The 25,349-nt window shown below is 74.1% G+C and carries 16 protein-coding genes; 10 read left to right on the forward strand and 6 right to left on the reverse strand.

Annotation, left to right across the window (positions count from 1 at the left end):
* Positions 1-3 precede the first annotated feature (3 nt).
* Positions 4-1,686: a thiopeptide-type bacteriocin biosynthesis protein gene (locus tag CRP52_RS32790; RefSeq protein WP_257032973.1), complete on the forward strand. Its 1,683-nt coding sequence runs from the start codon at positions 4-6 to the stop codon at positions 1,684-1,686.
* 80 nt (positions 1,687-1,766) lie between these two features.
* Here CRP52_RS32790 and CRP52_RS32795 read toward each other — a convergent pair whose 3' ends face one another.
* The 3 genes from CRP52_RS32795 to CRP52_RS32805 all read right to left on the reverse strand — a co-directional run bounded on the left by CRP52_RS32795 (position 1,767) and on the right by CRP52_RS32805 (position 7,355).
* Positions 1,767-2,510, reverse strand: a complete 744-nt coding sequence (locus CRP52_RS32795; protein ID WP_097239705.1) for an SOS response-associated peptidase — start codon at positions 2,508-2,510, stop codon at positions 1,767-1,769.
* Positions 2,511-2,719: 209 nt separating this feature from the next.
* Positions 2,720-4,774 (reverse strand): alpha-galactosidase, encoded by a 2,055-nt coding sequence (locus CRP52_RS32800; RefSeq protein ID WP_097239706.1) that lies wholly within the window; start codon positions 4,772-4,774, stop codon positions 2,720-2,722.
* Positions 4,775-4,937: 163 nt separating this feature from the next.
* A complete protein-coding gene (locus CRP52_RS32805; protein ID WP_218893150.1) occupies positions 4,938-7,355 on the reverse strand; it encodes an RICIN domain-containing protein in 2,418 nt (805 codons plus the stop codon).
* Between the two features lie 296 nt (positions 7,356-7,651).
* Between CRP52_RS32805 and CRP52_RS32810 the strand changes: the two genes are divergently transcribed.
* From CRP52_RS32810 to CRP52_RS32840, 7 genes are all read left to right on the forward strand, one after another.
* Entirely contained in the window at positions 7,652-8,176 is a 525-nt protein-coding gene (locus CRP52_RS32810) for a hypothetical protein (RefSeq protein WP_143685879.1), read from the forward strand.
* A 149-nt stretch (positions 8,177-8,325) separates the two neighbouring features.
* Positions 8,326-12,198 (forward strand): hypothetical protein, encoded by a 3,873-nt coding sequence (locus tag CRP52_RS32815; protein ID WP_257032974.1) that lies wholly within the window; start codon positions 8,326-8,328, stop codon positions 12,196-12,198.
* 11 nt (positions 12,199-12,209) lie between these two features.
* Positions 12,210-16,151, forward strand: coding sequence for a hypothetical protein (locus tag CRP52_RS32820; RefSeq protein WP_257032975.1), 3,942 nt, complete (start codon positions 12,210-12,212; stop codon positions 16,149-16,151).
* Positions 16,152-16,212: 61 nt separating this feature from the next.
* Positions 16,213-17,169 (forward strand): hypothetical protein, encoded by a 957-nt coding sequence (locus CRP52_RS32825; RefSeq protein ID WP_143685880.1) that lies wholly within the window; start codon positions 16,213-16,215, stop codon positions 17,167-17,169.
* The gene (locus CRP52_RS32830; RefSeq protein WP_097239710.1) at positions 17,166-17,975 is read left to right on the forward strand and encodes a hypothetical protein; all 810 of its coding nucleotides are present in this window, start codon (positions 17,166-17,168) and stop codon (positions 17,973-17,975) included. Before CRP52_RS32825 ends, CRP52_RS32830 begins: the two co-directional genes overlap by 4 nt.
* 7 nt (positions 17,976-17,982) lie before the next feature.
* Positions 17,983-18,807: a hypothetical protein gene (locus CRP52_RS32835; RefSeq protein ID WP_097239711.1), complete on the forward strand. Its 825-nt coding sequence runs from the start codon at positions 17,983-17,985 to the stop codon at positions 18,805-18,807.
* The gene (locus CRP52_RS32840) at positions 18,804-19,718 is read left to right on the forward strand and encodes an ATP-grasp domain-containing protein (RefSeq protein ID WP_097239712.1); all 915 of its coding nucleotides are present in this window, start codon (positions 18,804-18,806) and stop codon (positions 19,716-19,718) included. Before CRP52_RS32835 ends, CRP52_RS32840 begins: the two co-directional genes overlap by 4 nt.
* 25 nt (positions 19,719-19,743) lie before the next feature.
* Here the strand turns inward: CRP52_RS32840 and CRP52_RS32845 are convergent, their stop codons facing one another.
* Both CRP52_RS32845 and CRP52_RS32850 read right to left on the reverse strand, forming a co-directional pair.
* A complete protein-coding gene (locus CRP52_RS32845) occupies positions 19,744-20,178 on the reverse strand; it encodes an Immediate-early protein 2 (RefSeq protein ID WP_097239713.1) in 435 nt (144 codons plus the stop codon).
* Positions 20,179-20,229: 51 nt separating this feature from the next.
* A complete protein-coding gene (locus tag CRP52_RS32850) occupies positions 20,230-21,342 on the reverse strand; it encodes a Rieske 2Fe-2S domain-containing protein (RefSeq protein ID WP_097239714.1) in 1,113 nt (370 codons plus the stop codon).
* A 233-nt stretch (positions 21,343-21,575) separates the two neighbouring features.
* Here CRP52_RS32850 and CRP52_RS41060 point away from each other — a divergent pair, with 233 nt between their 5' ends.
* Complete coding sequence (locus CRP52_RS41060) at positions 21,576-23,456, forward strand: alpha/beta fold hydrolase (protein ID WP_441349058.1); 1,881 nt, start codon at positions 21,576-21,578, stop codon at positions 23,454-23,456.
* A complete protein-coding gene (locus CRP52_RS32860) occupies positions 23,453-23,818 on the forward strand; it encodes a hypothetical protein (RefSeq protein ID WP_143685881.1) in 366 nt (121 codons plus the stop codon). Before CRP52_RS41060 ends, CRP52_RS32860 begins: the two co-directional genes overlap by 4 nt.
* A gap of 135 nt (positions 23,819-23,953) precedes the next feature.
* Here CRP52_RS32860 and CRP52_RS32865 read toward each other — a convergent pair whose 3' ends face one another.
* Positions 23,954-25,321, reverse strand: coding sequence for a M64 family metallopeptidase (locus CRP52_RS32865; protein ID WP_257032976.1), 1,368 nt, complete (start codon positions 25,319-25,321; stop codon positions 23,954-23,956).
* Positions 25,322-25,349: the final 28 nt, after the last annotated feature.

Here is a 25,349-nt window from a genome sequence, read left to right on the forward strand (position 1 = left end):
GGCATGATGACGACCCACCAGCTGCCGACCGCCCCCGCCGTGCCGACCGCCCGCTGGCACAGCCTGCACCTCGCGCTGCCGCTGCCCGGCCAGGAGACGGACGCCTTCCTCACCGCCGACCTCGCCCCGCTGATGGACGGACTCGCGGACACCGACTGGTTCTTCATCCGCTACGGCGAAGGCGGCCCCCACCTGCGGATCCGCTACCGAAGCCCGGGCCGTCCACCAGGCGCCGCCGGACCCGCTCCTGCCCCCGCCCGCCTCGCCGCCGACCTCACCCGCCTCGCCACCCGCCGCACCCCCCTCGACGGCCCCCGGACACCCGGCCACGGCGAGGTCACCGAGGTGCCGTACGACCCCGAGACCGAACGCTACGGCGGCCCGGCCCTGCTGCCGATCGCCGAGGAGGTCTTCACCCACTCCACCCGCACCGCCGTCAGCGCCCTGCACGCCCTCGGCGCGGCCCCCGACAGCCGCCTGCCGCTCGCCCTCGACCTCGCCCACACCACCGCGCACGCCCTCGGCCTCGACGAACTCGCCGCCTCGCGCTGGCTGCGCCGCCACGCCGCCTCCTGGCGCTGGGTCACCGAGTACCGGCCGCTGCCCGGCGCCGCCGTCCACACCCGGGTCAACACGGTGTTCGCCCGCCAACGGCAGGCCCTGGCCGGGCGCGCCCACACCCTGCGCGCGGCCCTCGACGCGGGCACGGCCGCGCCCTGGCTCGGCGACTGGGCCGCCCGCGTCACCGAGGCCGCCGCCCGGATGCGGGCCGCCGCACCCGCCGACTCCGCCGAACGGCTCGGCTGGGTCTGGGCCTCCCAGCTGCACATGCTGTTCAACCGGCTCGGCGTCGGCCCCGACGAGGAACGGGCGGTCTGCCGCCTCGCCGCCCGCACCCTGCTGGAGACCGACCGGCCGTTCACCTTCTTCCCCACCGACCACCACGCCCCGGACCACCAGTACCTGGAGCGCAGCAAGTTCCAGATCGGCCGCACCGAGGACAGCACGCTGCGCGACCTCCCTCCCGCCCCCGCCCCGCAGCCCCGGCCCGGCGACCTCCCGCTGCCCGCCGACCCCCTGCCCGCCGTCACCCTCGCCGACGCGCTGCACACCCGCCGCTCCACCCGCGGCCCACTGACCGGCCCGCTCACCGCCGGCGCCCTCGGCGGCCTGCTCTGGTCCGCCTTCGCCGAGAACCCCGGCACCGGCCACCGCCCGTACCCCAGCGCGGGCGCCCTGCACACCGTCCGGATCCGCGCGGTCGCCCTCGCCGTGGACGGCCTGCCCGCCGCCACCTACCAGTGCCTGCCCGAACACCGCAGCCTGCGCCCGATCGGCCCGCCGCCCGCCCTCGACGACCTCAAGGCCCTCTCCTCCTACCTCTCCCGCCCGGCCGCCGACCCGAACGCCATCGACATCACCGAGGCCCCCGCCGTCCTCGCCGTCTACCTCGACCTCGGTCACCTCCGCCGCCGCTACGGCCTGCGCGCCCTGCGCCTCGGCCTCCTCGAAGCCGGCCACCTCGCCCAGAACCTCCTCCTCACCGCCGCCGCCTTCGGCCTCGGCACCACCCCCCTCGGCGGCCTCCAGGACGACCTGGCCCACGAACTCCTCGGCCTGGACGACCTGGAGGAACCGATCCAGTACCTCCTCCCGCTGGGGCGACCGGTGCCGCGGCCGGCGTGAGTCGGCCACACCGACCGGTGGTGACCCGCCCGCCGCGGTCGTGCTGTGCGGACGGTGCGTCAGCGGAGGGTGAAGAGCGGTCAGTCCGCCAGGCCCAGGGGGTCGGGGGCGTCGGCGAGGAGGTCGGGGCCGTTGTTGCGGACGCTGTTGACGGTCGGGGGGACGGCGCGGACGCGGATCCTGCCGTCGGCGGGGCGGCGCAGCAGGTGGTGGAGTTCGACGGGATCGGTGTGGGCGGGGGAGAGCCAGGCGGGGAGGTCGTCGGGGGCGATGGTGAGGGGCATGCGGTCGTGGATGCGGCCGGCGCTGTCGGTGGCGTCGGTGGTGATGACGGTGGCGGTGGCGAGCCAGGCGAGCGGGTCGTCGTCGGGGCGGGTGCGGTCGCGCCAGAACTCGTAGAGGCCGGCCATCAGCATCACGCCGCCGGTGCTGAGGAAGTACGGCTGCTTGTACTTCTTGCGGTCGGCGGTGGCGGGGACCTCGCGCCACTCGTAGTAGCCGTCGGCGGGGATGGCGCAGCGGCGGGCGGTGAAGGCCTTGCGGAAGGCGGGCTTGGTGTCGACGGTCTCCGAGCGGGCGTTGATCATGCGGGCGCCGCCGGACGGGTCCTTGGACCAGGACGGGACCAGACCCCAGCGGAGCGGGCGCAGTTGGCGCAGCAGCTCGCCGGTCTCCCGGTCGACGCGCTCCAGGACGGCCGGGACGGGGTCGGTCGGGGCGACGTTCCAGCTCGGTGCGAAGGTCTCGGCTGGATCCCAGCGGAGCTCTCCGAACAGGGAGACGAGGTCCTGGGGCGTGGTGGTGGAGACGAAGCGGCCGCACATGCCCCCAAGCCTGCCACTCCTTCCGGACATCCGGGGCCGAAAGCGGGCGGTCAGCGCGGGGCGTGGGCGCGAGGGTCGTGGGCGTTCGGTGCGTGGCCGTGCGGTGCGTGGCCGTGCGGGGCGTGCCCTCCAGGGGTGTGGCCTCCCGGGGTGTCCGGATCCGACGGTTCGGGAGGCCGGCGGGCGGCAGCGCCCCGCAGCGGCTCGGGTCAGGAGCCGGGCGTCCAGCTCTGCCCGGCGGGCGGGTCGGTGGTGACGGGCGTGCCGGGGGCGGTGGAGGCGGCGCCGAGGGCGAGGCCGGTGGCGACGTTGGTGACGGTGAGGGTGCCGGTGGCCCGGTCCTGCGCCACCTTCCACTCCTGCCACGGGTTCCCCGGGGCGAGGTCGAGCAGGTAGGCGCTGTTGCCGGCGGAGGCCCCGGCGGAGAGCACGGTGTGGTGGTGGGTGGCGGTGTCGCAGCCGTCGGTGATCCGGACGGTGCCGTCGGGGTTGGTGGTGAAGCTCCACTGCTGCGCCGCGTCCCCGCCGCGCGGTGCTTCCAGGTCCGTGATCGAGGCGATCGGCGCGGCGCAGGAGCCGGAGAGGCTCAGCGCCAGGCCGCCCGTGGTGCTCAGCGTGTGGTACCGGTCGTCGTCGACGACGGAGGCCCCGCCGGCCGGCTGCGCGGCGAGCCGGTACAGGGCCGCGCCGTGCGGGGGCAGCGAGGCGGCGAGCGGCCCGTCGACGGTCGAACTGGCCCCCGTCCACAGCTCCTTGGCCCGGTATCCGGTGCCGGGGAGTCCGAGTTCGGCGAGGCCGGTGCCCACCGTGCGGGCGGCGGACGGGTCCTGGTTGAGCAGCAGGACGGCGGTGGAGCCGTCGGCGAGCTGCCGCTTGAGCACGACCGGTGCGTGCCCGTCGGCGGGCCGCTCGCCGACCAGGGTGGCGGGCCTGGCCAGGGTGTCCTGGTCGACGGCGATCACCTCCCGGTTGGTGAGGATGGCCAGGCTCGCGGCGTTGATCCCGGTGGACCAGGTGGAGCCGTCGGCGCTGTGCCGGGACTGCGCCGCGGTGCGCAGGTCGGCGCCGGAGATCAGTGGCGCGGCGAGCATGGCGAGGACGGAGGTCTCGGTGCGGGACTCGTCGTCGGTGTAGGGCTTGTGGCAGGGGCAGGTGTCGGTGGTGCCGTACAGGCCGTAGACGTCCTGCCAGCCGGTGAAGGACATGTCGAGGTCGTTCCAGCTGCCCGGGCGGACGTTGCCCGGGTACTGCAGCGCGGTCTGCAACTGCCCGTTCCAGAGCACGCCGTCGAGTTCGCTGTCCCGGTCGCCGCCGATCCGGCACAGGTTCGCGACCTGGCCGCACCACACGCCGGTGGGTGCGTAGCCGGGTGCCTGGAAGGGGGCCGTCCCGGCGGCCTGGACGACCGGATCGGTGCGGGCCGGGTCGTCGGCGGCGAGCAGCGGGGGGACGCCGGTGTGGACGGGCTGGGCGGAGACGCTGAGGGTGACCCTGGGGCGGCCCTGCGCGGCGGAGGCGGCGTCGAGGGCGCGCTGGAAGGTCTGCACCCGGGCGTAGACGGAGCGGGTCAGCTCCCTGCCCTCGCCCTGGGTGCCGTAGTCGTGGCCGTCCGGGCCGGTGATCGGCGGGCCGTACGGGCAGTCGTCGTACTTGACGAAGTCGACGCCCCAGGCGACGAAGTCGGCCGCGTCGGTGCTCTCGTGGCCGAGGCTGCCGGGATGCATCTGGCAGGTCAGGTAGGTGTCGGTGGCGTAGAGGCCGAACTTCATGCCCCTGCTGTGGGCGTACTGGGCGAGGTAGGCGATCCCGTTGACGGTACGGCCGTTGACGTCCCGGTCGGGGAAGTGGTCGGGGCGCGGGATCAGGTGGCCGGAGGTGGGGTCGTCACCGGTGCCGTCACTGCCGCCGACCGGGTGCCCGGCGGTGTCGTAGAGCTGCAGGCCGCCGTCGGCGTTGCGGACCAGGTCGGTGCTCTGGCCGTCGCGGTGCCAGAGCGACCAGCCGTCGTCGATGGTGACGGTGTCGTAGCCGGCCGCGACCAGCCCGTTGGCGGCCATGAAGTCGATGGTCTGGACGACCTGTTCCTGGGTGACCTCGGTGCCCAGGGAGTTCCAGGAGTTCCAACCCATCGGCGGGGTGAGGGCGTTGCCGTTGCCGAGCGCGTGGGCGGGGGCGGCGGTGCCGAGTCCGGCGGCGGTGAGGCCGGCGGTGGCGAGGGCGAGTGAGAGCAGGGATGCCGCCAGGCGGCGGGGAGTTCGGCGCATGAACGCGCTCCTGTCGGGGTGTGGGGGCGTTGCCTTCTGCTGATCTGACGATTCGTCGGATCGATCGAGGGGGAGCCGCGGCCGGCCGGGTGGGGCCGGCCGGCCGCGGGTGGTGCGGTGTGGGGGTCAGCGGTGGGGTGGCGGCGTGCGGCGGAGCCGGGGCTCAGTCGGTGACGGCCGCGGTCGCGGCGTGGCCGGGGGCGAGGGGCACGGTGGCGTAGTTGTACGTGACGCCGTCGACGGTCCTGGTGCGGGTCTCGCGCGACTTGCCGTCGACGGTGAGGTGCGCGTGCTCCCCGCGGAAGCGGGCCTCCCAGGTGAGCGTCCTCGTCCCGGTGTTGGTGACGGTGCTGGCCCGCCCGCCGTCGTGGCGGACGGTCACCGTGCCGCCGCCGACCGGGATGTCCGCCGCCTGGAGCCAGCCCATCGAGGCGGGCAGCCGGGAGTCGGTGACGAGGGTGCCGGCGGCGGCGTCCGGGTCGACGCCGAGCAGGCCCTGGACGGTCTGGGAGAGCAGGGTGAACGGCACCTCGGGGTAGTCGCCGTTCAGCATCTGCCCGCTCGCGTGCTGCGCGCCGACGCTCTCGTAGACGTACCGCATCCACTTCCAGGCGGTGGTGCCGTCGTGGTTGGCGAAGAAGGCGTCCGGCAGGTAGGTGTAGGCCTCCAGGTTGGCCGAGCGCTCCGGGCCGGAGTCGGCGGCGTCGACGGCGGCGAGGAAGCCGTCCCGGCGCGGCCCGGGGTCGAGCAGCTGCTTGACCGGCATCAGCACGCTCGCCTCGTAGCCCCAGCCGGTGATCGGCCTGCCCGTGGTGTCGTAGCCGTGCACCACCTCGCCGGGCTGCCGACGGTCCACGCTCCAGGTGGAGTTCACGTACGAGCGCAGCGCCTCGGCGGACTTGCGGTAGCCGGTGGCGGAGGCGGTGTCGCCGCGGGCCTCGGCGAGTCCGGCCGCGGCGAGGTAGGCCTGGTACTGGGCGCCGAGCGCGTCGCCGGCCTCGGCGTAGGTGCTGGTGGCGTTCTCGGCGTAGCTGGCGGTGCCGGCGAAGATGCTGCGGCTGGTGGCCTGCGGGATCGGCACGCCGCCGTTGTCCAGCGGGCCGGGGTGGCGGGTGACGAACGGGCCGAGGGTGTTGCGGACGTAGGCGCCGAGGGCCGGGTCGTCGGCGTAGTCGCGGTCGCCGGTCCACCGGTAGGCCTCGCCGGCCTTCTGGACGAGTTCGAAGGGTGCGGGCAGCTCGCGGACGAACCGGTTCGGGCCCCGGTAGTCGATGGCGCCGTACGTCCGGGCGTCGAAGTCGAGCGCCCAGACCGGGTAGAGCCCGTTGGCCTCGGTGGCGGAGGCGGCGAAACCGCGCAGCATGGTCTTGTTCTCGGCGTCCAGGCCGAGCAGGTGGGCGCCGACCAGCTGGTGGGCGAAGTCGCGGCTGTAGAAGGCGGATCGGAAGGGGTAGCCGGCCCAGTAGGTGGTGTCGTAGGTGATGGTGCCGGTGCCGCCGGGGTGGTTCTCGTCCATGTCCAGGACGCCGGTGGCGCCGGCCTGCTGCACCCAGCTGTTGGCCTTGGTCTTCGCCCAGTCGAAGAGGGCGACGACCTCGGGGTCGGAGGAGCTGACGACCGGGTCGGCGGGGGCGGAGGGGGCGACGGCGGCGTCGTCCACGTTGACCCAGCCCGCGGGCGCGGAGCCGATGGTGAGGGTGAGCCGGTCGCCGGGGGCGACGCGGATCCGGGGGAGGGTGTACTTCGCGTAGACGGGCTGGTCGGGGAGGGTGAGGGTGCGCACCACGGTGTCGTTGACGCTGACCGAGAAGGTGCCGCCGGGGCCGCCCGTCGCGATCCAGGCGGAGAGGTCGTGGCTGCCCGCGGTGACGGCGGTCGTGCGCAGGCTCACCGCGTAGCCGGCGCCGGCGTCGAGGTAGGCGAGACGGGTGCCGCCGTGCGGGTTGTTGGTGGCGGTGCCGGTGTGCTCGGTGAATGTCCAGCCGTCGGCGCCCTGTTCCAAGCCGGGGTTGGGGAGGACGAGGGGTTCGGTGCGGGTGAGCGTCCAGCGGTGGGCCGGGCGGGCGTCGCAGCGGTGGTGCGCGGCACCCTGAGCGGTGCCCTGCGTGGTGTTCCCCGGGGCGCTCAGGCAGGCGTCGATGCCTCGGGCCGTGAGGGTGTAAGTGCCCTGCGGGGCAGGCGAGATGGTGAAGCGCTCGGCGTCGGGGAACGTGCCGCAGTCGGCGGTGGCGGGGCGGTGGCCGGGCCCGTCGAGGGTGAGGCAGCGGCCGTCGGCGGTGTTGACGAGGAGGTAGTCGCCGCCGGTGCGGCGCAGCTGCCAGCGCCGACTGAGCAGCCGCCCGCAGTCCGCGCCGACCATCGGGGTGCCGGCGGCGGCGCCGTCGTACTGCGGGCCGAGGCAGCTGCCGTCCAGGGCGGAGCCGAGGAGGTAGCTGCCGCCGTCCACGAGCGGTGCCCCGTCGGCCGTCCGGTCCGCCCCGGCGGCGAGCGCCGGGCCGGTGCCGAGGGCCTGGGCGGCGAGGACGGCCAGCAGCAGGAGACCGGACGGTAAGGCGCGGGAGCGGGCGGCGCGGGGCGGCATGGCGGGGGTCCTCTTCCGGTCGGGTGAGCTGGGGTGGACGGGCGGCGCTCTGCTGTGCTGTTTGAACGTTCAAATCGATGGGACGTGCGTCGCATGTGATGGGTGACATTTCACCTGTCTGTTCAAGTCCCGTCAACGGTCGGCGCAGAGCTATCTGTCCGCAGTCGGGGAGCAGAGCTTCGTCACGGGGCCGTCACAGCTGTGCGGCGGCGCTTGTCCGGGGCGAGCCGGGACCGCGAGGGTGGAACCGCGAGGGCGGGAGCACACGCGGACGACGGCGAAACGGGGGACGCACGATGACGACGGTACGGCTGGCGCCCGTACGGCGCGTGGGGAACGCCGTCGGGGGCGGCTGCCTGGTGGCGCTGGGGGCCGTGATCGTCCTGAGCGAGACCGGCGCCACCTGCGTGGCGGCGACCCTGCTGATCGGCGCCGCGATCGTCGCCGCAGTGGCCCTCGTCGTGCCCCGCACCTTCCGACTCCGGGAGGAGGAGCAAGGCCTCGTCATGGTCCGTCTGCTCGTTGCCAAGCGCCACCCCTGGCAGCAGATCCAGGGGCTGTCCATGGAGTTCGACGAGGACTCGGAGAACGGCGCCCACTCGGTCCGGATCCGGCTGCGCCTGGCCGACCGTCCGGGCCGGAACTGCGGCCCCCTCCTCGCCGAACTCCCCGTCACCGACGACGATTCGCCACGCGGCTTCGAACCCCGCGCCCTCGCCGAGCTGTTCGCCCTCTTCGGACGCCACGGCCTGCCCGTCGACCGCCCGGAGTTCGCGAACGCCGTGCTCTCCGCCCATGGCCTGCCGCTGCTCCCGAACTGACCCCGCGGCGGAAGTTCCGCGCCGCACTGGCCCCCGAAGGCGCTGCGCCGCACTGCCGAACGCCCCGTCCCCGCCTGGGCGTTGTCACCCCGTGTGACCGGCGGCCGAGCGGTTGATCCGTGACCGAAGCAGGCCTACGCTGAACGTAATTGAGGGCCGGAGGAGTCATCCCGGCCCGCGGGGCGTCGCCGTCGTCGATCGCCGCCGTCCACCTGCTGGGGGCACCCATGCAGAACCGCTCAGCCACGGCCGTGGCCGTCTGTTCCTCCGGGCCCGGACGGCTCGACCTCTTCGTCGGTGCACCGGACGGCACGGTACGGCACCGGGTGTTCGACCCCCGGGTGGTCGACGGGGCGTGGAGCGCATGGCGTGACCTCGGGCGTCCCTGGCCCGCACCGGGAGCGCCGGACTTCGACTGGCTGGCCGCGGCCTCGGCGGCCTCGGCGACTTCGGCGGCCTCGGCGAGGCCGGAGGACGGCGGGCCGGTCGAGCTCTTCGCCCTCAGCGCCGCCGGGGAGCTCTGGCACACCCGCCTGCCGGGCAAGGACCGGTCCGGGGACCGGTCCGACCACCGGCCGGAGTGGGAGTCGCGGGGGATGCTCACCGAGGGGCGACCGGCGACGGGCCTCACGGCCGCGGCGACCCAGGCCGGCGACCCCCACGTATTCGCCGATGTCCTCGCAGACGCCTCCGACGAAGCCGGCACACGGGAGCTCGTCCACTGGCGCCCGGTCAGCGGGCCGCTCCCACTGCGCCCCGAGGGCTGTACCCCCGGGCTCTCGGCGGCGGTGTCGGCTGCCCCCGGCCGGCTGGACCTCCTCGTCGTCGGCACCCGGGAGCGCGCCCGGGACGGCACCCGCGAACACCGCCTGTTCCGTGGCCGGTTGGCGGCCGGCCGCTCCGCGGAGTGGGAGGAACTGGGCAGCCTGCCCGACCAGGGTCGGGCGTCCTTCACCTGTCTCGCGGCCACGGAGCGCGACGTCTTCCTGGGCGGCGATGACGGTCTGTGGCACTGCGCGCTCGACCCCCACCCCGGCCCCGGGCCGCTCCTCTGGGAGAACCTGGGCGGGGACCTCAGCTCCGGAGCCGCCGACGGCCCCGCCCGCCCCGCCCTGGCCGCCGTGGACGCCGGGCACGGCCGCACCGACGTCTTCGCGGTCTGGGCCGGTTCCGCCCTGATGCACCGCTGGTTCGACACCGTCTGGTCCGACTGGCAGCTGATCGACCTGCTGGGCACCGCAGCCGGCGCGGCCGCCACCTCGCCCGGTTACACCGTGCTGCGCCCGGAGGACCTGGTCACCTTGACCGTGCGGACCGTCGGGCTCACCGAGCACGTCCAAGCCGACGGCTCCGTCCAGCTGGTGGCCGGTGCCGGCGGTGGCAGCCTGATCGCGGAGTTCCCGGCGCAGCACCTGGCCGAGACGGTCCCGGCCGCCGGCTCCTCGACCAGTCAGGGGTACCTCGCCGGTCCCTCGCGCCTGTGCTTCGCCGTCGGCGGCCAGGACCGGGTCACGCTCACCGTGGACGGCCTGCTCGACGCGATGAACCGCCTCACCCTGGTCACCGAACCGTCCTCCTCCGGCGCCGAGGTGACCACCCTCGAACTCCCCTGGCGCCTGCTGCTCACCCTCGGCAAGGGCACCGGGTGCACCCACCGCACGCTGCCCGCCGCGAGCACGGGCGGCGGCGTCGAGCTGTGGCACAGCCGGCTCTCCGGCCCCGGACCCGGCCCTGGCCCCGGCCGCCCGCTGGTGGTGCACCCCGTCCGGGTGGCGCCCGGCGTCTCGGACCCGAACACCCCGCTGGGCGCCTGGCTGGACAAGATCGTCGCGACCGCGGCGCTGCACCCGGACCAGCCGCCGACGGTCGACCGCCTGGTCCTGAGCGCCTACGGGGCCCGGTTCACCGCCGCCGCGCACTGGCCCGAGCTGGAGTGGAGCCATGACGCCGCGCTGGGCCGGGACTTCTACGTCCGGATCGCCGCCACCGGCGCCCTCTTCCCCTTCGGTCACCGGGCGGCCTACGTGGAGCTGATCGAGCGGCACTTCGACCGGACCGGCCCCGCCGTGGCCGCGCTGCGCCGGCGATCCTTCCTGATCGTCACCGAGCCGGTGCGCGAGTACGGCATCGGCGCGGGCGGCGCGTACGAGCGGGCATTCCCGTTCCAGCAGGTCACGATCGGCCCGGGCCAGGCCGACGAGCTGGACATCGCCTCCTGGATCACGCTCGACCCGGCGTCCTGCACCGCGCGGTGCTTCTGGCCGACCGACGGCGGCCGGCCCGTCGTGTTCACCCTGCAGGCCCGGGCGGGCGGCGCGTGGGTGGAACTGCACCTGCCGCTGCTGTTCGCCGAGCAGGCGGCGACCGGCGCCGGCTGCGCCGCGGCCCTCGACGGGGTGTACGGGCGCGGCCCCGGTACCGGGTTCCTGGCGGGCCTGGGACGGCCCGTCTCCGAGGTCGGCAGCCGCATCCCGCTGGCCATGGTGTCGCCGACGCAGGCCGCCGACGGCGCGGTGCAGGAGGTGCAGTCGATGACCTTCGGCGGCCTCGGGGTGGCGGTGCCCACCGGCGTGGGCTTCCACCCGCAGGTGACGCGGCTGGACGTGGGCCTGCCCGCGGTGCGCCAGCTCCTCGGCCCGATGCCGCCGGTCCCGGCGACGTTCGCGAAGGCGCTGCTCGACCCGCCGGCGGGGGCGCCGCCGGCCGACACCCTGCTCGACCTCCTCGAACCGAAGCCCCTCGACTTCGGCGCCGCCGGGGCGCGGGCGGGAACGCTGGCCGCCCCCAACCTGACGATGACCAAGGTCTCGCGCACGCTCGGCCCGGCCGTCGCCGACGCGCTCCCGACGGATCCGAAGAAGCTCTTCGCCGAGGACGCGACCCTGTTCGGGGTGGTCCCGCTGCGCGACATCATCTCCGTCGTCAAGGACCAGCCGAAGCTGCTGTGGACCGAGGACGGCGGCAACCCGTCGGCGAAACTGACCTGGCACCAGCCGCTGTTGACGGACTTCGCGCCGTTCTACCACGGGAACACCTCGGCGGTGGACCTCGAAGTGGTGTCCCGGCTCGTCGCCGGCAAGCCCGGACTGCACGCCACCGGCGTGATCAACGACTTCACCCTGGCGATCCCGCAGCGGGGCGACGCCGCGCTGGTCACCCTGGTCTTCACCTCGGTGACCTTCACCGCCGACGCCGGCCAGAGCCTGAACCTCGACGTCAAGCTGGCCGACGTCCGGCTCAACGGGAACCTGTCCTTCCTGGCGACGCTGGCCAAGCTGATCCCGCAGGCCGGGCGCGGCGGCCCGCGGATCGACGTGTCGGCCACCGAGGTCAGGGCCTCGTACGCGCTCGCCGTGCCCAGCTCCGGGCTGATGGTGTTCAGCCTGCAGAACCTCACCGTGCAGATCGGCGTCACGCTCTCCCTGACCAACCAGCCCGTCCTGGTGGACTTCGCCTTCGGCACGCGCGAACGGCCGTTCCTGGTCACCGTGTCGGGCTTCGGCGGCGGCGGGTACCTGGAGGTCGAGCTGAGCGCGGGCGGGGCGCACAGCGGCCTGCAACGGGTCACCGGCGGGATCGAGTTCGGCGCCGCCATCGTCATGGACTTCACCATCGCGTCCGCGGAGGTCCACGTCTTCGGCGGGGTCGTCTTCACCCAGCGCGGCAGCGACTGCGAGATCACCGGGTACCTGCGGATCGGCGGCAGCGTCTCGCTGCTGGGGCTGATCACCGTCTCGGTCGAGCTGACGCTCAGCCTGACGTACGACAGTCATTCCAATACGTTGAGCGGATCGGCCAAGCTCGTCGTCACGATCGACCTCACCTTCTGGTCCACCTCCGTGACGCTGGAGTGCCACAAGAGCTTCGGCGGGTCGTCCTCCCTCGGCTCCCCCGGCTCCCTCGGGCCGGGCGGGGCCGCGGCGGCGGTCGCCGGCCCCGCGTCGTCGGTGGAGACCGCGCTCGGGCCGCAGGGGCCGTCGTTCCCCTGGCAGGCCTACTGCCGGGCGTTCGCGGGCAGTTAGGGAGCGAACCCATGGACCCCACCGACCCCGGCACCGCCTCCGGCCCCAGCTCCCCGACCGGCCCCGGTACCGCCTCCGACCCCGGCACCGCCCCCGGCCCGACCTCCCCGACCGGCCCCGGCAGCGCCTCCGACCCCAGCTCCGCCTCCGGCCGCTCGTCGGCGGCCTGCCCGCCCGTGTCCGCCACCGGCCTGCAGCGCCAGTTCGTCTGGACCGTGATCCCGTCCGGCCGGGTGGTGCCGCCGACCGCCGGCCAGACCGAGCCGATGGCCCTGCTGTCGGTCCTGCTGACCCCGCGGCTGCTCGGGCCGGCCACGGGCCGGCTCACCGTCGCGGGCTTCGGGATGCAGGGCTGGCCGCAGCGGCTCGCCGCCGTCAGCCTCGGGATCCTGCGCGGCCAACAGCCGATCCCGGCGGTCCCGGTGCCGTACACCGCACTCGACAAGACCACCGTCCGGTTCACCCCCGCCGAACAACTCGCTGCCTGGAACGCCCTGTTCACCCCCGGCATGCTGGTCCGGCCCTACCACGCCACCTCCTACGACGGACGCGACACCCGCGCCTTCCCTGCCGGGGCGGCCGGTGCGGAGGTCCGCGGCATCTACACCGCCACCGCCCAGGCCCACGCCGCCCACGCCGTCCAAGCCGCCCAGGCCGGGCACCGGGGGCTCGTGCCCGAGGACGACCCCGCGCTGCAGGCCGCCCTGCAGACGATCGGCGAGCAGTGGCAGACCGGCCTGCGCACGCTCGACGGCGGGCCGGTGCCGGCCCCCGCCGACCAGCCCGCCCTCGCCCAGGCCTACGCCTTCTACCGGCGCACCGGCGCCGGCTTCACCCCGCTGACCAGGCACACCGAGGCCGCACCCGAGAGCGAGTTCCACGACACCGTCGTGCACCTCGCCGACCACCCCGTGCTGCTGCGGGCGCTCGGCCTGCTGATCGACCTGGCCGTGCCCGCCTCCCGGCTCACCCCGACCGCCACGAGCCCGGCGGAACTGCACGTCGTGCCGCACTGGCCCAACCCCGACCCGAACCCGCCCCCCGGCTGGACCGCCGCCACCCAGTGCGACCTCACCCCGGCCACCGCCTACACCCTCACCGGGACGCGCTTCGTTCCCGCGCCCGGAGCCGGCCCGGCCGGCACGGCCTTCAGCCAGGGGCTCCTGCCGATCGACGGGGCCGGCCTGGCCCCCTCCCACAACGCCCGCTACGAGGTGATGACCTTCGACGTGGACGGCGCCGCCCTCCGCCTGGTCAGCGCCGCCCAGTCGGACGGCGCCACGGCTCCGGCCGGACGGACGAGCCCGCCCGGCGCACTACCCGCCCTGCACTCCACGGGCTTCGCGCTGGTGGACCGCGGCCGGGAGGACGAGCACCGCAAGCAGCTCCAGCGGGCCCAGCAGCGCGCGACCCCCGCCGGCCTGCTCGCCACCGCCCTCACGGCGGACGCCCTCCTCGGCGGCTACCGGATGGACGTGCGCCAGGGCCCGACCGGCCCGTGGCGCTCACTCTGCCGGCGCCGGCTGCACTACACGATCGGCGGCCTGCCGTTCGGCCCGGCGCCGTCCGCCGGCCTGCTCGACGAGGGCTACCTGCGGCCCGGCCCGGTCACCACCGGCGCCGGCCCGAACGACGCGCTGTACCTGCACCAGACGGTGGCCCGCTGGGACGGCTGGAGTCAGGTCGCCCCGAGACCCGAGCGGACCGTGGCCACCGGCGACGCGATGCCGGTCCGGGCGGCGCCGGCCCTCGACGCGGTGGTGGAGTGCGACCCCGGCTCGCTGCCCAGCCTGCGCTTCGGCGAGGACTACTGGCTGCGGGTCAGGATCGCCGACCTCGCCGGCGGCGGGCTCCACCCCGACGAGGCCGGGCCCACCGAGGCACAGACGGACAAGCTCACCTACCTGCGCTACGAGCCGCTGTCACCCCCCGAACTGGTCCCCACCCGGCCCTTCGAGGACGGCGACGGCCAGGACCGCATGGTCATCCGCAGCGACCGCGGCGTGACCCCGAGCGCCTACGCGGCTCTCCACGGCTACCGCCCCTACGACCTGCGCCACCTGCTGCCCCCCAAGTGCTCCCTCGCCCTGGCGATGCAGTACGACGGCGGCTTCGACACCGCCCTCGGCCCCGACGCCCCCGCCGCGGAGGTCAAGCGGCTCTTCGAGGTCGCCAAACGGGCGGACCGCGAACTCGGGGACGTCACCGGTGCACAGGTCATCGGGGCCGACCCGGCCTCCGGCGTGCCACAGCCGTACGTCACCGTGCCCGAGACCGAGGTCGTGCTGCCCTGGCTGGCCGACCCGAGCGGAGCCTTCATCGCCCTCAACGCCCAGCCCCGGCCGATCGAGGCGAACGGTCGGCCCGGGGAGATCGTCCCCCCGTACGGGCAGCCGGTGCTCGCCGCCTGGCAGGGCGCCTGGCCGGACCGCCAGACGGCCTCCGTACGGCTCACGGACGCCCAGGCCGGCTGCACGGTCAGCCAGCTGGACGCCCGGCACCTGGCCGTCGCCCTCGGCCCCGCCCAGCAGGTGACCTTCGACATCCCGTCCTGCCTGCCGTACAAGCACGTCCAGCTGTTCGGCATCGCCCTCTGGCTGGGCGTCGACCCGCAGGACCCGGCCACTTTCCAGGACATCGTGTTCGGCAGGAACCGGCTGGTCACCCCGCCGCGCACGGTCACCCTCGTCCACGCGGTGCAACGCCCGCTGAGCGACCCGACCGGGCAGCTGACCGCCCAGCGCAAGGCCGGCGACCACGACACCGTGCTCGGGACGGACGGGCTGTCCCTGCACATCGCCAGCACCGGACGGATCGACCTCCACGCCGAATGGACCGACCACGAGGACGCCCCGCCCGCCGCACCGGCGGTCACCCGGCGGATGGCGCACGTCGGCTCCTACGAGGTGCAGCACCTGCCGCCCCGGCAGGCGCTCCCGGTGATCCGCCAGGAGTTCGGCGACACCCGCCACCACCGGGTGAGCTACGCCGTGACGGCCGTCTCGCGCTTCGAGGACTGCTTCGGACGCGTCCTCAAGGCCGACCCCGCCGCCTGCCTCGCCCGGGGAACGCTCGCCGACACCGACGTGCCGAGCTCCGCCCGGCCCCCCACCCCCGCCTTCCAGTACGCCATGCCCACCTTCCGCTGGAGCCAGACCGTGGACGGACAGCAGACCCTCACCCGCCTCCGCCAGGGCGGTGGCCTGCGGGTCTTCCTCGCCCGGCCCTGGTTCGCCACCGGCGACGGCGAGGTGCTGGCCGTGCTCACCTACCCCACCGGGCTGGCCCCCGACGCGGCACTGCGCTTCGTCGGCGTCGCCGGGCGCGACCCGGTCCGGGACACCGGCTCACCGGTGGGCGTCCTCACCCGCGACCAGATCGGCGCACCCGACCGGGCCCAGGTCACCCTCCCGGAACTGCAACGGCTGCTCGACGCGGCGCTGTACCCGGTCGAGTTCGACGCACAGGGCGACCGCTGGTACGCCGACCTCGACCTGTCCCCGCTGGTCGCCTCCTCCTACTTCCCGTTCGTCCGGCTCGCCCTGGCCCGCTACCAGCCGTACACCGTCACCGACGCCCCCGACGTGTCGCCGGTGGCGCTGACCGAACCCGTCCAACTCCCGCCGCACCGGCGGCTGTCCGTCACCCGCGCCGCCGGGCGGGCGACCGTCGTCCTGGACGGGCTCGGCCCCGGCGGCCCGGGCAACCTCGTCCGGACCGAACTGCAGGTCCGGGACACCGCGGCGGCCGCGGCAGCCGGCGTCTCCGGATGGACCACCCTCTCCGACAGCCGGGCCCTGCTCGGCCAGACCAGCGTCATCAGCATCCCCGACACCGGAGCACGGCCGCAGCGGCTCGTCGTCCGGGAGTTCGAGACCCAGCCCGTCCCCGCGACCGGGGACGGCACCGGCCGGCCGGTGTACGTCGACATCGTCCCGCTCGGGACGTGGTGAGCGGACACCCGGCGCGACCCCGGAAGAGCCCGCGGGCCGACAGAAGCCAGAGAAGGCAATCATGCAACCGACGTTCCAGATGTTCCCCGCCACCGGCCAGCTCAGGCTCACGACCCAGGCCACCAGCGGGCTGGTCCCCTTCCTCGTCGACCCCACGGTGAACCCCTGGTTCCTGCGCGTGGTGGCCATCGGCCCGAACTGCGCGGCCCTGCGCGGCCGGGCACCGGACATCGAACTCCGGGCGGACACGGGGCTGATCACGGCCGTCACGCCCGCTCCCGAGACGGCAACCATCCCCGACGGGAACGGCAACCCGGTCGCCAAGGCCTCCTGGGTCCGGGACGACACCGACGTGTTCACCGTGAAGCTGGACATCCTCAGCCTGGGCGTGGCCCACACCTGGCAGCTCAGGCTCACCAACACCGACCCGCAGGAGCTCGGGTTCGTCTGGACCTCGGCCGGAGACGTGGTGGACGCCACCCGGCCACGGCTGGCCATGGCCAACTCGGTCGAGGCGAAACCGGTTTCGGGCTTCGCCCCGGACGACGTCACGGTGCCCGTCGCCAACATCGGCCCCGGACCACTGACCCTCACCGACCCGGTCGGAACAAAGCTCGGCGCCGGCTTCGTCCTGAAGGTCCGCCCGGACACCGTCGCGCCCAACGCCTGCGACACGCTCGTGCTCGGAGTGGCCCCCATCGTGGGTGCCTTGGCCGGGCCGCCGCAGCACGCGACCTTCGTACTGGCCTGCGACGACCCGGTGAACGCGGAGAAGACGCTCCAACTCACCCGGACCGAAGTGGGCAAGACCCACGCGGACACCAAGAACCTGCACAAGGACCACAAGGACGACAAGGACGAAGTAGACATCACCAAGGGCCCCGGCCCGCCCGAGGTCGTGCTCACCGCCGCTTCGCAAGCCCACTTCATCGGGTCGGAGCTGCGCCCCGACCTGTCGGAGAGCGCCCTGCGCGACGAGGACCCGGACCCGGGGGAGGGGGAGGGCCAGGGCCGGTGACCGTGCAACCCGTGTTCCACATGTTTCCTGACACCGGCCGGCTCAGGCTCGCGTCCCAGGCCACCGGCGGGCTGGTCCCCTTCCTCGTCGACCCCACGGTGACGCCGTGGTTCCTGCAGGTGGTGGCGATCGGGCCGAACTGTGCGGCCCTGGGCGGCCGGGCGCCGGACCTCGAACTGAAGGTGGACAAGGGGCTGATCACGTCCGTCCCGGCCGCTCCCGAGACGGCACCCGTCAACGACGGGGCCGGACACCGGGTGGCCACGGCCTCTTGGACCAGGGACACCGACGACGTGTTCACCGTGGAGGTGGACATGGCGGGCCTGGGCGTCGCCCGCACCTGGCAGCTGAGGATCATCAACACCGCCCCCGAGGAACTCGGGTTCGTGTGGACCTCGGCGGGATCGGTGCAGGACGCGACCCACCCCCGGCTGGTGATGGAGCCCAGGGTCGAGGTGGAGGTGCAAGTGGGCTTCGCCGTCCCGGACGTCACGGTGCCCGTCGCCAACATCGGCACCGGGCCGCTGATCTTCACCGACCCGGTCAAGACGGACCTCGGGGCCGGCTACTCCCTGAAGAGCCGCCCGGACAGCGTCGCGCCCAACTCCTGCGACGCGCTCGTGCTGGCCGTGACCAAGGACTCCTTCCACGGGCCGTCACTCGTGGAGCCCTTCGTCCTGGACTGCAACGAGCCGGTGAGCGTGAACAAGACGCTCCTGCCCACGCGCCTCCAGACCCCGTTCGGTCCGCTGCTCACCGACCGGCCCACCGTTCGGCCCACCGATCGACCCACCGGCGAAGGGTAGGCGCCGCATGTGGCTCGTGCTCTGCGACCCGCGCGACCTGGCGGCGCTGTGGGCCTACGCCGGGCTGCGGGCGCGCGGGCTGGCGCCACTGGAACTGCTCTCCCCACAGGCCCTGGTCGGCTCCCCGCGGACGGTGCACCGCATCGACCGGTACGGCGCCCGCTTCGAGGTGGGCCTGCCCGACGGGCGCGTGCTGGCCAGCGATGACGTCGACGGGGTGCTCAATCGGGCGGTCGGCGTGGCCGTCGGGCCCGCGCCGCCCGGCACCGTGTCCGACACCTTGTCCGACACCTTGTCCGGCACCGAGGGGGAAACCAAGGACGACCGGGGCGAGGCCGGCTACGTGCAGGAGGAGTTGAACGCCCTGCTGCTCAGCCTGCTCACCTGCCTCGCCCCGGTCTCGGTCAACCGCCCCACCGCGAGCGGCCTGTACGGGCCCTGGCGCTCGGCGGCGGAGTGGACCGTGCTCGCGGCCCGGGCCGGGCTGGTGGTGTCGCCACTACGGCTGACCGACCGACCGGGGGAGGCCCCGCAACGGGCGGCGGCCGCCGTGACCGGGCGCGTGCTGGTGCTCGGCGGGCACGTGTGCGGCGCGCCCGCCGACGAGGATCCGGAGGCGTACGCCCGGCTCGCCCGGCTGGCCGGCACCGAACTGCTGGGCATCGACGTGGTGGGGCCCGAACTGCCGGGCACCGACGTGCCCCCCGACGGCGGCAACCACCGGACGGTCTTCGGCGGGGCGGACCCCCTGCCCGACCTCCGGGTCGGCGGCGAGGCCTTCCTCGACCGTCTGCTGGACCACCTCAAGGGGCTGTCCCCGGGCCCCCGATGATCGTCGTCTGCGGCATCGCCAGTGAGTCGCCGATCGCCCGGGTCACCGCAGCGCTCGACGAGCTCGGGCTGCCCCACACCATGCTCCACCAACGACGCTTCCTGGAGCAGCCGTTCGAGCTGGAGGTGAGCGGAACCGGGGTCCGGGGGCACCTGCTCGACCACGGCACGTCCGTCGACCTCGCCGCCGTCACCGGCATCTACACCCGGCTGACGGACTGGCGGGTGCTGCCCGAGGTACGGGCGGCGGGCGAGGAGACCGTCCGCCGGTGCCGGAGCTGGCACCAGGCCGTCGGCACCTGGATCGAACTGGCCCCGGGGCGCGTGATGAACCGGGCGACCGCGACCATGTCCAACCTGTCGAAGCCGTACCAGGCCCAGCTGATCGCCCGGGCCGGGTTCCGGGTGCCGGAGACCCTGGTCACCAACGACCCCGAGCTCGTCCACGAGTTCAGGGCGCGCCACGGCATGCTGGCCTACAAGTCGATCAGCAGCGTCCGCTCGATCGTCCGGATCCTCGACCGGGCCGCGCTCGACCGGCTGCCGCTCATCCGCTCCTGCCCGGTGCAGTTCCAGCGCTACGTCCCCGGCACCAACCTCCGGGTGCACACCGTGGCCGGTCGGCTGTTCGCGACCCTGATCCGGACCGACCGGGTGGACTACCGCTACGCCCACCAGGACGGCGGCCGGGCCGAACTCTCCGCGTGGCAGCCGCCCGAGGACCTGGCCGGGCGGTGCCTGCTGCTGGCCGAGGGACTAGGGCTGGACTTCGCCGGCATCGACCTGCTCCTGGGCGACGACGGCGAGGTCTACTGCTTCGAGGTCAACCCCAGCCCCGCGTTCAGCTACTTCGAGGCGCACACCGGCCAGCCGATCGCCCGCGCCGTCGCCCGCGCCCTCGCGGACCGCTGACGGACCGGCCCGCGACCGGCTCCGGCTACGGCCGCAACAGCCGCTCCAGCACCCGGCCGAAGACGAGCCGGCCCACGGCAGCGACGAGCGGATCGGCGAAGCGCGGCAGCCCGGCGATCAGCAACTCCTCCGCCCAGACCACCTCGCTGCCGCCGCCCACCGCCCGTACGCGCAGCACGGCCCCTCCGCGGACCGGGCGGCCGCGCTTGACCAGCCGGCAGAGCCCGTCGCGTCCGGGCCCGGGCGCGACCAGTTCGACGATCTCCATCGGATCGTCGAAGCGCAGCGGCCCGAAGGCCGTCCGGGCCAGGACCACGTCGCCCGCCTCCCGGCCGGTGCCCCGGGCCACCCCGACCCGGGTGAACGGCACCCGCTCCCCGTGCCGGGGCCAGGCGGTCAGCCGCTCCCAGCAGCGGGCGGGCGGCAGCGGCGAACGGCGGGTCAGGACGAAGCGGGCCATGGGCCCACCGTAGTGCCGCCCGGCCGACCCGCCGGGCGGCGGCTGCCTGGCTCAGCCGCGCGCGACGCCGCTGGGACTGCGACTCTCGCCCGTGAGCGAGGCCGAGGGCGCCGGGAGGTGCGCCTGCTGGTCCGGAGGGTAGAACTGCCGGGCCCAGTGCCGCATCGCGCCGATCGGCCCGTCGCCGGGGGCGAGCCTGGGCGGCGACAGGTACTTCTTGGTGGACCAGATCGGGAAGTCGGCGGCGGTGAATTCCAGGTTGCGCTTGAACATCGGCCCGGCCAGCATCGCGGTGACCGCGCGGCTGACGGTGCGGGCGAGGACCGGGGGCAGGCCGGCCGGCTCGCGCATGACGAAGCGGCTCGCCTGCCGCAGCTGCATCCGGCCGGGGGCGACCTGGGTGGCCATCACCAGCGAGCAGATCTCCAGGCCGAGCGAGGGCGTGCGGACGTCGGTGTGCAGCGCGGTGAGGCCGTACCCGTCGACCTCGACGTCGACCTGCCGCAGGCCGAGCAGCGGGAAGGTCTCCTGCACCCGCATCGAGATGTGGAAGCTGGTGCCGTCGAATTCCACCGGGGCCGCCAACTCGCCCTGGGGCCAACCGTGCAGGGTGACGAAGTGGCCCAGGTCGAAGGAGTTCTCCATGACGTCCTGGGCGTAGCCGGGCATCTCGAAGGAGGCGTGGCGCAGTGGCTGCCGGCCGTCGTCGAGGACGTGCCAGGACGGGACCTCCCAGTCCGGTTCCCGGCCGTCGTGGTGGCGCCAGACGAGGACCGCCTCGTTCACCTCGCGCACCGGCAGCTGTGCCAGGGCGGCCTTCGGCGGCGGGGTGCCGTATCCGGTGCGCACGCAGTGGCCGTCGGCGTCGAAGGCGAAGCGGTGGAAGGGGCAGACCAGGTCGTCGTCTTCCACCGCCGCCAGGCCGAGGTGGGCGCCCAGGTGCGGGCAGTACGGGCGGATGGCCCGCAGTCGGCCGTTCCGCATCCGGTACAACACGACGTCCTCACCGGCGAGTTGGCGGGTGAGGACGGTGCCGGGCGGCAGCTCGGCGGAGAAGGCGAGTGCGGACCAGCCGTCGGGGTAGGGCATCGCCGGTGGCAGGGCGAGGTCGGCCGCGGTGGGGCGGTCGCTCACGGGGTGGACGTGCTTGTGGGACACGCGCATGAACTCTCCTGTCGGGGTCCGTCCGGCGCCGCCCCTCCCAGGCGATTAGCGCTCGAACAGAATGCATTTCAGATGCTAGCCACGGATCGTGAGCACGCGCACGGCCAACTTCCCCAGAGAGGTAGAAGTCTGATGATCAGTCAGATCCGGCAGTCGAATCGAAGCGGTCAAAGCTTGGTAAATTCCGGTCGACCCCCTGGATGTGCCATTGCACATGTCACATCATGCTCTCCATGAGAAAAGCCACCGCCCTGTTCGCGGCCGTCACGGCCCTCGCCGCCCTCGGCGGAACCTCCGCCTCCGCCGCCGGGCCGGACGCCACCGACCTGGTGGACACCGGCCAGGGAAAGCTCGTCTGGAGCTCCTGCAACGACGCCACCGCCCCCGCGCTGCAGTGCGCGATGCTCGACGTGCCGGTCGACTACACCGACCCGCACGGGCGGAAGATCAGCATCAAGCTGAACCGGCTCCCCGCCACCGCGCCCAAGGACAAGCAGCAGGGGCCGATCCTGCTCAACCCCGGCGGCCCCGGCGACTCCGGTCTCTGGATGCCCGCGTACATCTCCGGCCAGATCCCGGCGGACGTCGCCTCGACCTACGACTGGATCGGCTTCGACCCGCGCGGCACCAACGGCAGCGACCCCCATGTGGTCTGCGACGCCCACTACTTCGACGGCGAGCGCCCCGACTACCAGGTGAGCCAGGGCACTTCCAAGGTCTGGCTGAAGAAGGCAGCCGGCTACGCCGCCGACTGCGCGGCCGACTGGTCCTGGCTGCTGCCGCACATGAGCACCGTCGACAACGCCCGCGACATGGACAGCATCCGCCGGGCGCTCGGAGTCCCGAAGATCAACTTCTACGGCGGCTCCTGGGGCACCTCGCTCGGCTCCACCTACGGCCAGCTGTTCCCCTCGCACGTGCGCCGGATGGTGCTGGACAGCATCGTCGGACCGACCATCAGCTGGTACGACCACAACATCCTGCAGGACAAGGAACACCAGCGCCGCTTCGACGCCTTCGCCGCCTGGACCGCCAAAGCCGATTCCGTCTACCACCTGGGCACCGACGCCGCCGCCGTGGAGCAGGCCTACCACCAGGTCGAGGACGCCCTGCGCAAGGACCCGGTCGACGCCGCCCCCGCCCCCGGCAGGATCGGCCCGGCCGAGTTCGAGGACACCTTCTACGGCGGCGGCTACAACTTCCTGCGCTGGCCCCGGATGGCCACCGTCCTCTCCGCGTACGTCACCCAGCACGACACCCGCCCGCTGAACATCGCCTACAACCGGTACGCGGCCCCGGGCGCCGACGACGGCGCCTTCCCGGCCTACAACGCGGCGCAGTGCACCGAGAACGCCTGGCCGCGCGACTGGGAGGTCTGGAAGAAGGACCAGGCGAAGGTCGACGCCGTCGCGCCCTTCTACACCTACAACAACATGTGGTACAACGCCGCCTGCATGTTCTGGCCGTACCAGGGCAACCCGGCCGGCCGACTGAAGATCACCGGTAAGGGCCTGCCCCCCCGTGCTGCTCTTCCAGGCCACCGAGGACGCCGCCACCCCGTACGAGGGCGGCCTCGCCATGCACGACGCGCTGCCGGGCTCCAGGCTCGTCGTCCAGAACGGCGGCAGCTTCCACGAGATCCTCTTCCACGGCAACGCCTGCCTGGACGACACCTTCACCGCCTACCTGCGCGACGGCAGCCTGCCCCAGGGCAAGGGGCGGATCGCCAAGACCTGCGCGCCCGAAGCCGATCCGGCGCCGGTGTACGTGACCCCGCCGCCGGCGACCGCCAAGGCCGCGCCGCCGGCCGGGCTCGCCCCGACGGACCCGGAGGCCGTGCGCGGCGTCCTGCGGTAGCCGTCCGCGCCGAACCGGGGGGCGGCCGCTTCCGTGAACCGGGGCGGCCGCTTCCGGCCAGTGGCACGGGCCGGGTGCGCCGGGGCGTGCGCCGGTGCGCCGGGTCGGTGACTTCACCCAATTCACCGGACGAGAAAGCGAGTTGGCGCCCGGCGTGGATGTGGTGGAGCATGGGCGGGGGCCCCGGTCCGTCGCGGCGCGCATGCGCCGCGGCCGAGGCGTCCTGCGCGTGCTGGGGGAGGAGGCGGGTCCGGTGAATCCGGTCGAACGTCCGTTTCTGGTCCGAGGAAGGGCGGTCCCCCTGGCCAGGTACCTGGCCGAGGAGGACATCGAGGGACTGGTGGCCTGCTCCTGCATCGGGAACGAGGTGAGCATCGAGCTCGCGGACACCCGGATCCTGGTGAGCCTGGTCGACGTGGCCGACGTGATGCGGCTCAACTTCCACATGGTCCAGGACGGCCCGGCCAAGCCCCGCTCCTGGTCGCGCCGGATGCCCCTCGGCACCACCCCGCGGGAGATCGCGGCCCGCATCGCGCTGGACGTCCGCACCCTGGAGCGCGAGTTGGCGCCGCTGCGGCGCCGCCCGCCGGTCGTCCCGTCGCAGCGCCGCCCGCACTGACCGGGCGCACCGGCGGGGCGCCGGCGGCACGGTGGCTGCGCATCGGTGGGGTACGGCTCGGGCCCGGCAGCACAACCGCTGCCGGGCCCGAGCCGTACCCCGCCTCACCGCTCCGACGCGACGTGCGACGGGGGATCAGCCCGCCTGGCGCGTCACCGGCCAGGTCAGGCTCGCGGTCAGGTTCGTCCGCAGCGCCGGGTCGGCCACGTCCGGAGTGGGGTCGGTGGCGACGGCGGTGAGCAGGTGCGGCCGCCAGCGGGGCCCGGTCAGCTTGAGGTCGGCGAGCTCCAGCGCGGTGCGGTCGCGCAGTGCGACCAGCTCGCGCCCGTCCAGGTACCAGCGCAGCCGGGTGCCGGGCACGGGCAGGTCGACGGCCAGGCGGTCGGCGCCGGTGAGCCAACTGCCCTCGGCGGTCGGGCTGGTGAGCGGGGTGGCGTGGCGGTAGAAACCGGCGATCATCGCCTCGCGCCCGGGCAGGTTGAACTCCCGCCCCAGCGAGCGCATGATCGAGTTCTCGGTCGGCCGGTACAGCCCGGTCGGGTAGTAGCCGCCGCCCTCGTACGTGCCGACCGTGCCACCGTCCGGGGAGGCCTGACCGAGCCAGCGCGACCACTTGCTGCCCTGCTGCCGCATCCGGTCGGCGGTCAGCGTACTGATGTTGGGCTCGGCCGGCTCCGCGCCCTGGTACGTCCCCTGGCCGTCGTAGGCGTACTCGTCGGCGAGCTTGCCCAGCGAGTGGCCGGTCTCGTGCACCGCGATCTGCCCGGACTTCGCGTTCCCGCCCGCCACGGTGGCGATGCCCTCGTAGCCGAGCGGGGACTTGACGTCGTTGTAGCCGGCGCCGCCGTACTTGGCGCTGTTGGCCACCACGAGCACCAGGTCCGCCTGCGGGGCCTTGGCGGCGTACCGCTCGACCGCCTTCTCGTCCACGCAGAGCAGGCGCTCCACGCCGTCGCACCAGAAGTACGAGCCCAGCGCGGTGTGCCGCACCGTCGCCTGGTCCGGATCCCCCGTCACCCCCGACTCCGGCGAAACGGCGGACACCGCCCAGACGTTGAACAGCCCGCGGTACGTCGCGTACGGCTCGACGGCGGTCACCTCCCGCCACTTCTCGGCCGCGTCGGTACGGAACTTCTCCTGCTCCTGCGCGGAGTAGCCGTCGCCGATCACCACCACGTCCAGCTTCGTCGCCGGGTCGCCGCTGCGGACCAGCGGCGTCACGTCGCCGTCCCCCTGCACCGGGGCCACGCCCTGGGGGCGGACGGTGAGGAAGGGTGAGACGGCCGGGGCCTGGACGCGGGAGATGCTGCCGTCCTCGGCGAAGGCCTCCACCGGACGCGTGGCCGTCCCGGACGGCGGCGCCGCGGCGGACACGAGGTCGGCGGCCTGGTCGGTCGGCGCGCGGTCGCCCGGTGCGGCCCAGGCGGGGGCGGAGCCGAGGAGCGCCGCGGCCAGGGCGGCGGCGAGCAGCGCGGTGGTGGTTCTGGCGGCAGTGCGGTGCACGGGTGTCGTCCTCCCGGGTGAATGGCCT

The sequence above is a fragment of the Streptomyces sp. 1331.2 genome (genome assembly GCF_900199205.1).
In the GTDB taxonomy this organism is placed as follows: Bacteria; Actinomycetota; Actinomycetes; order Streptomycetales; family Streptomycetaceae; genus Kitasatospora.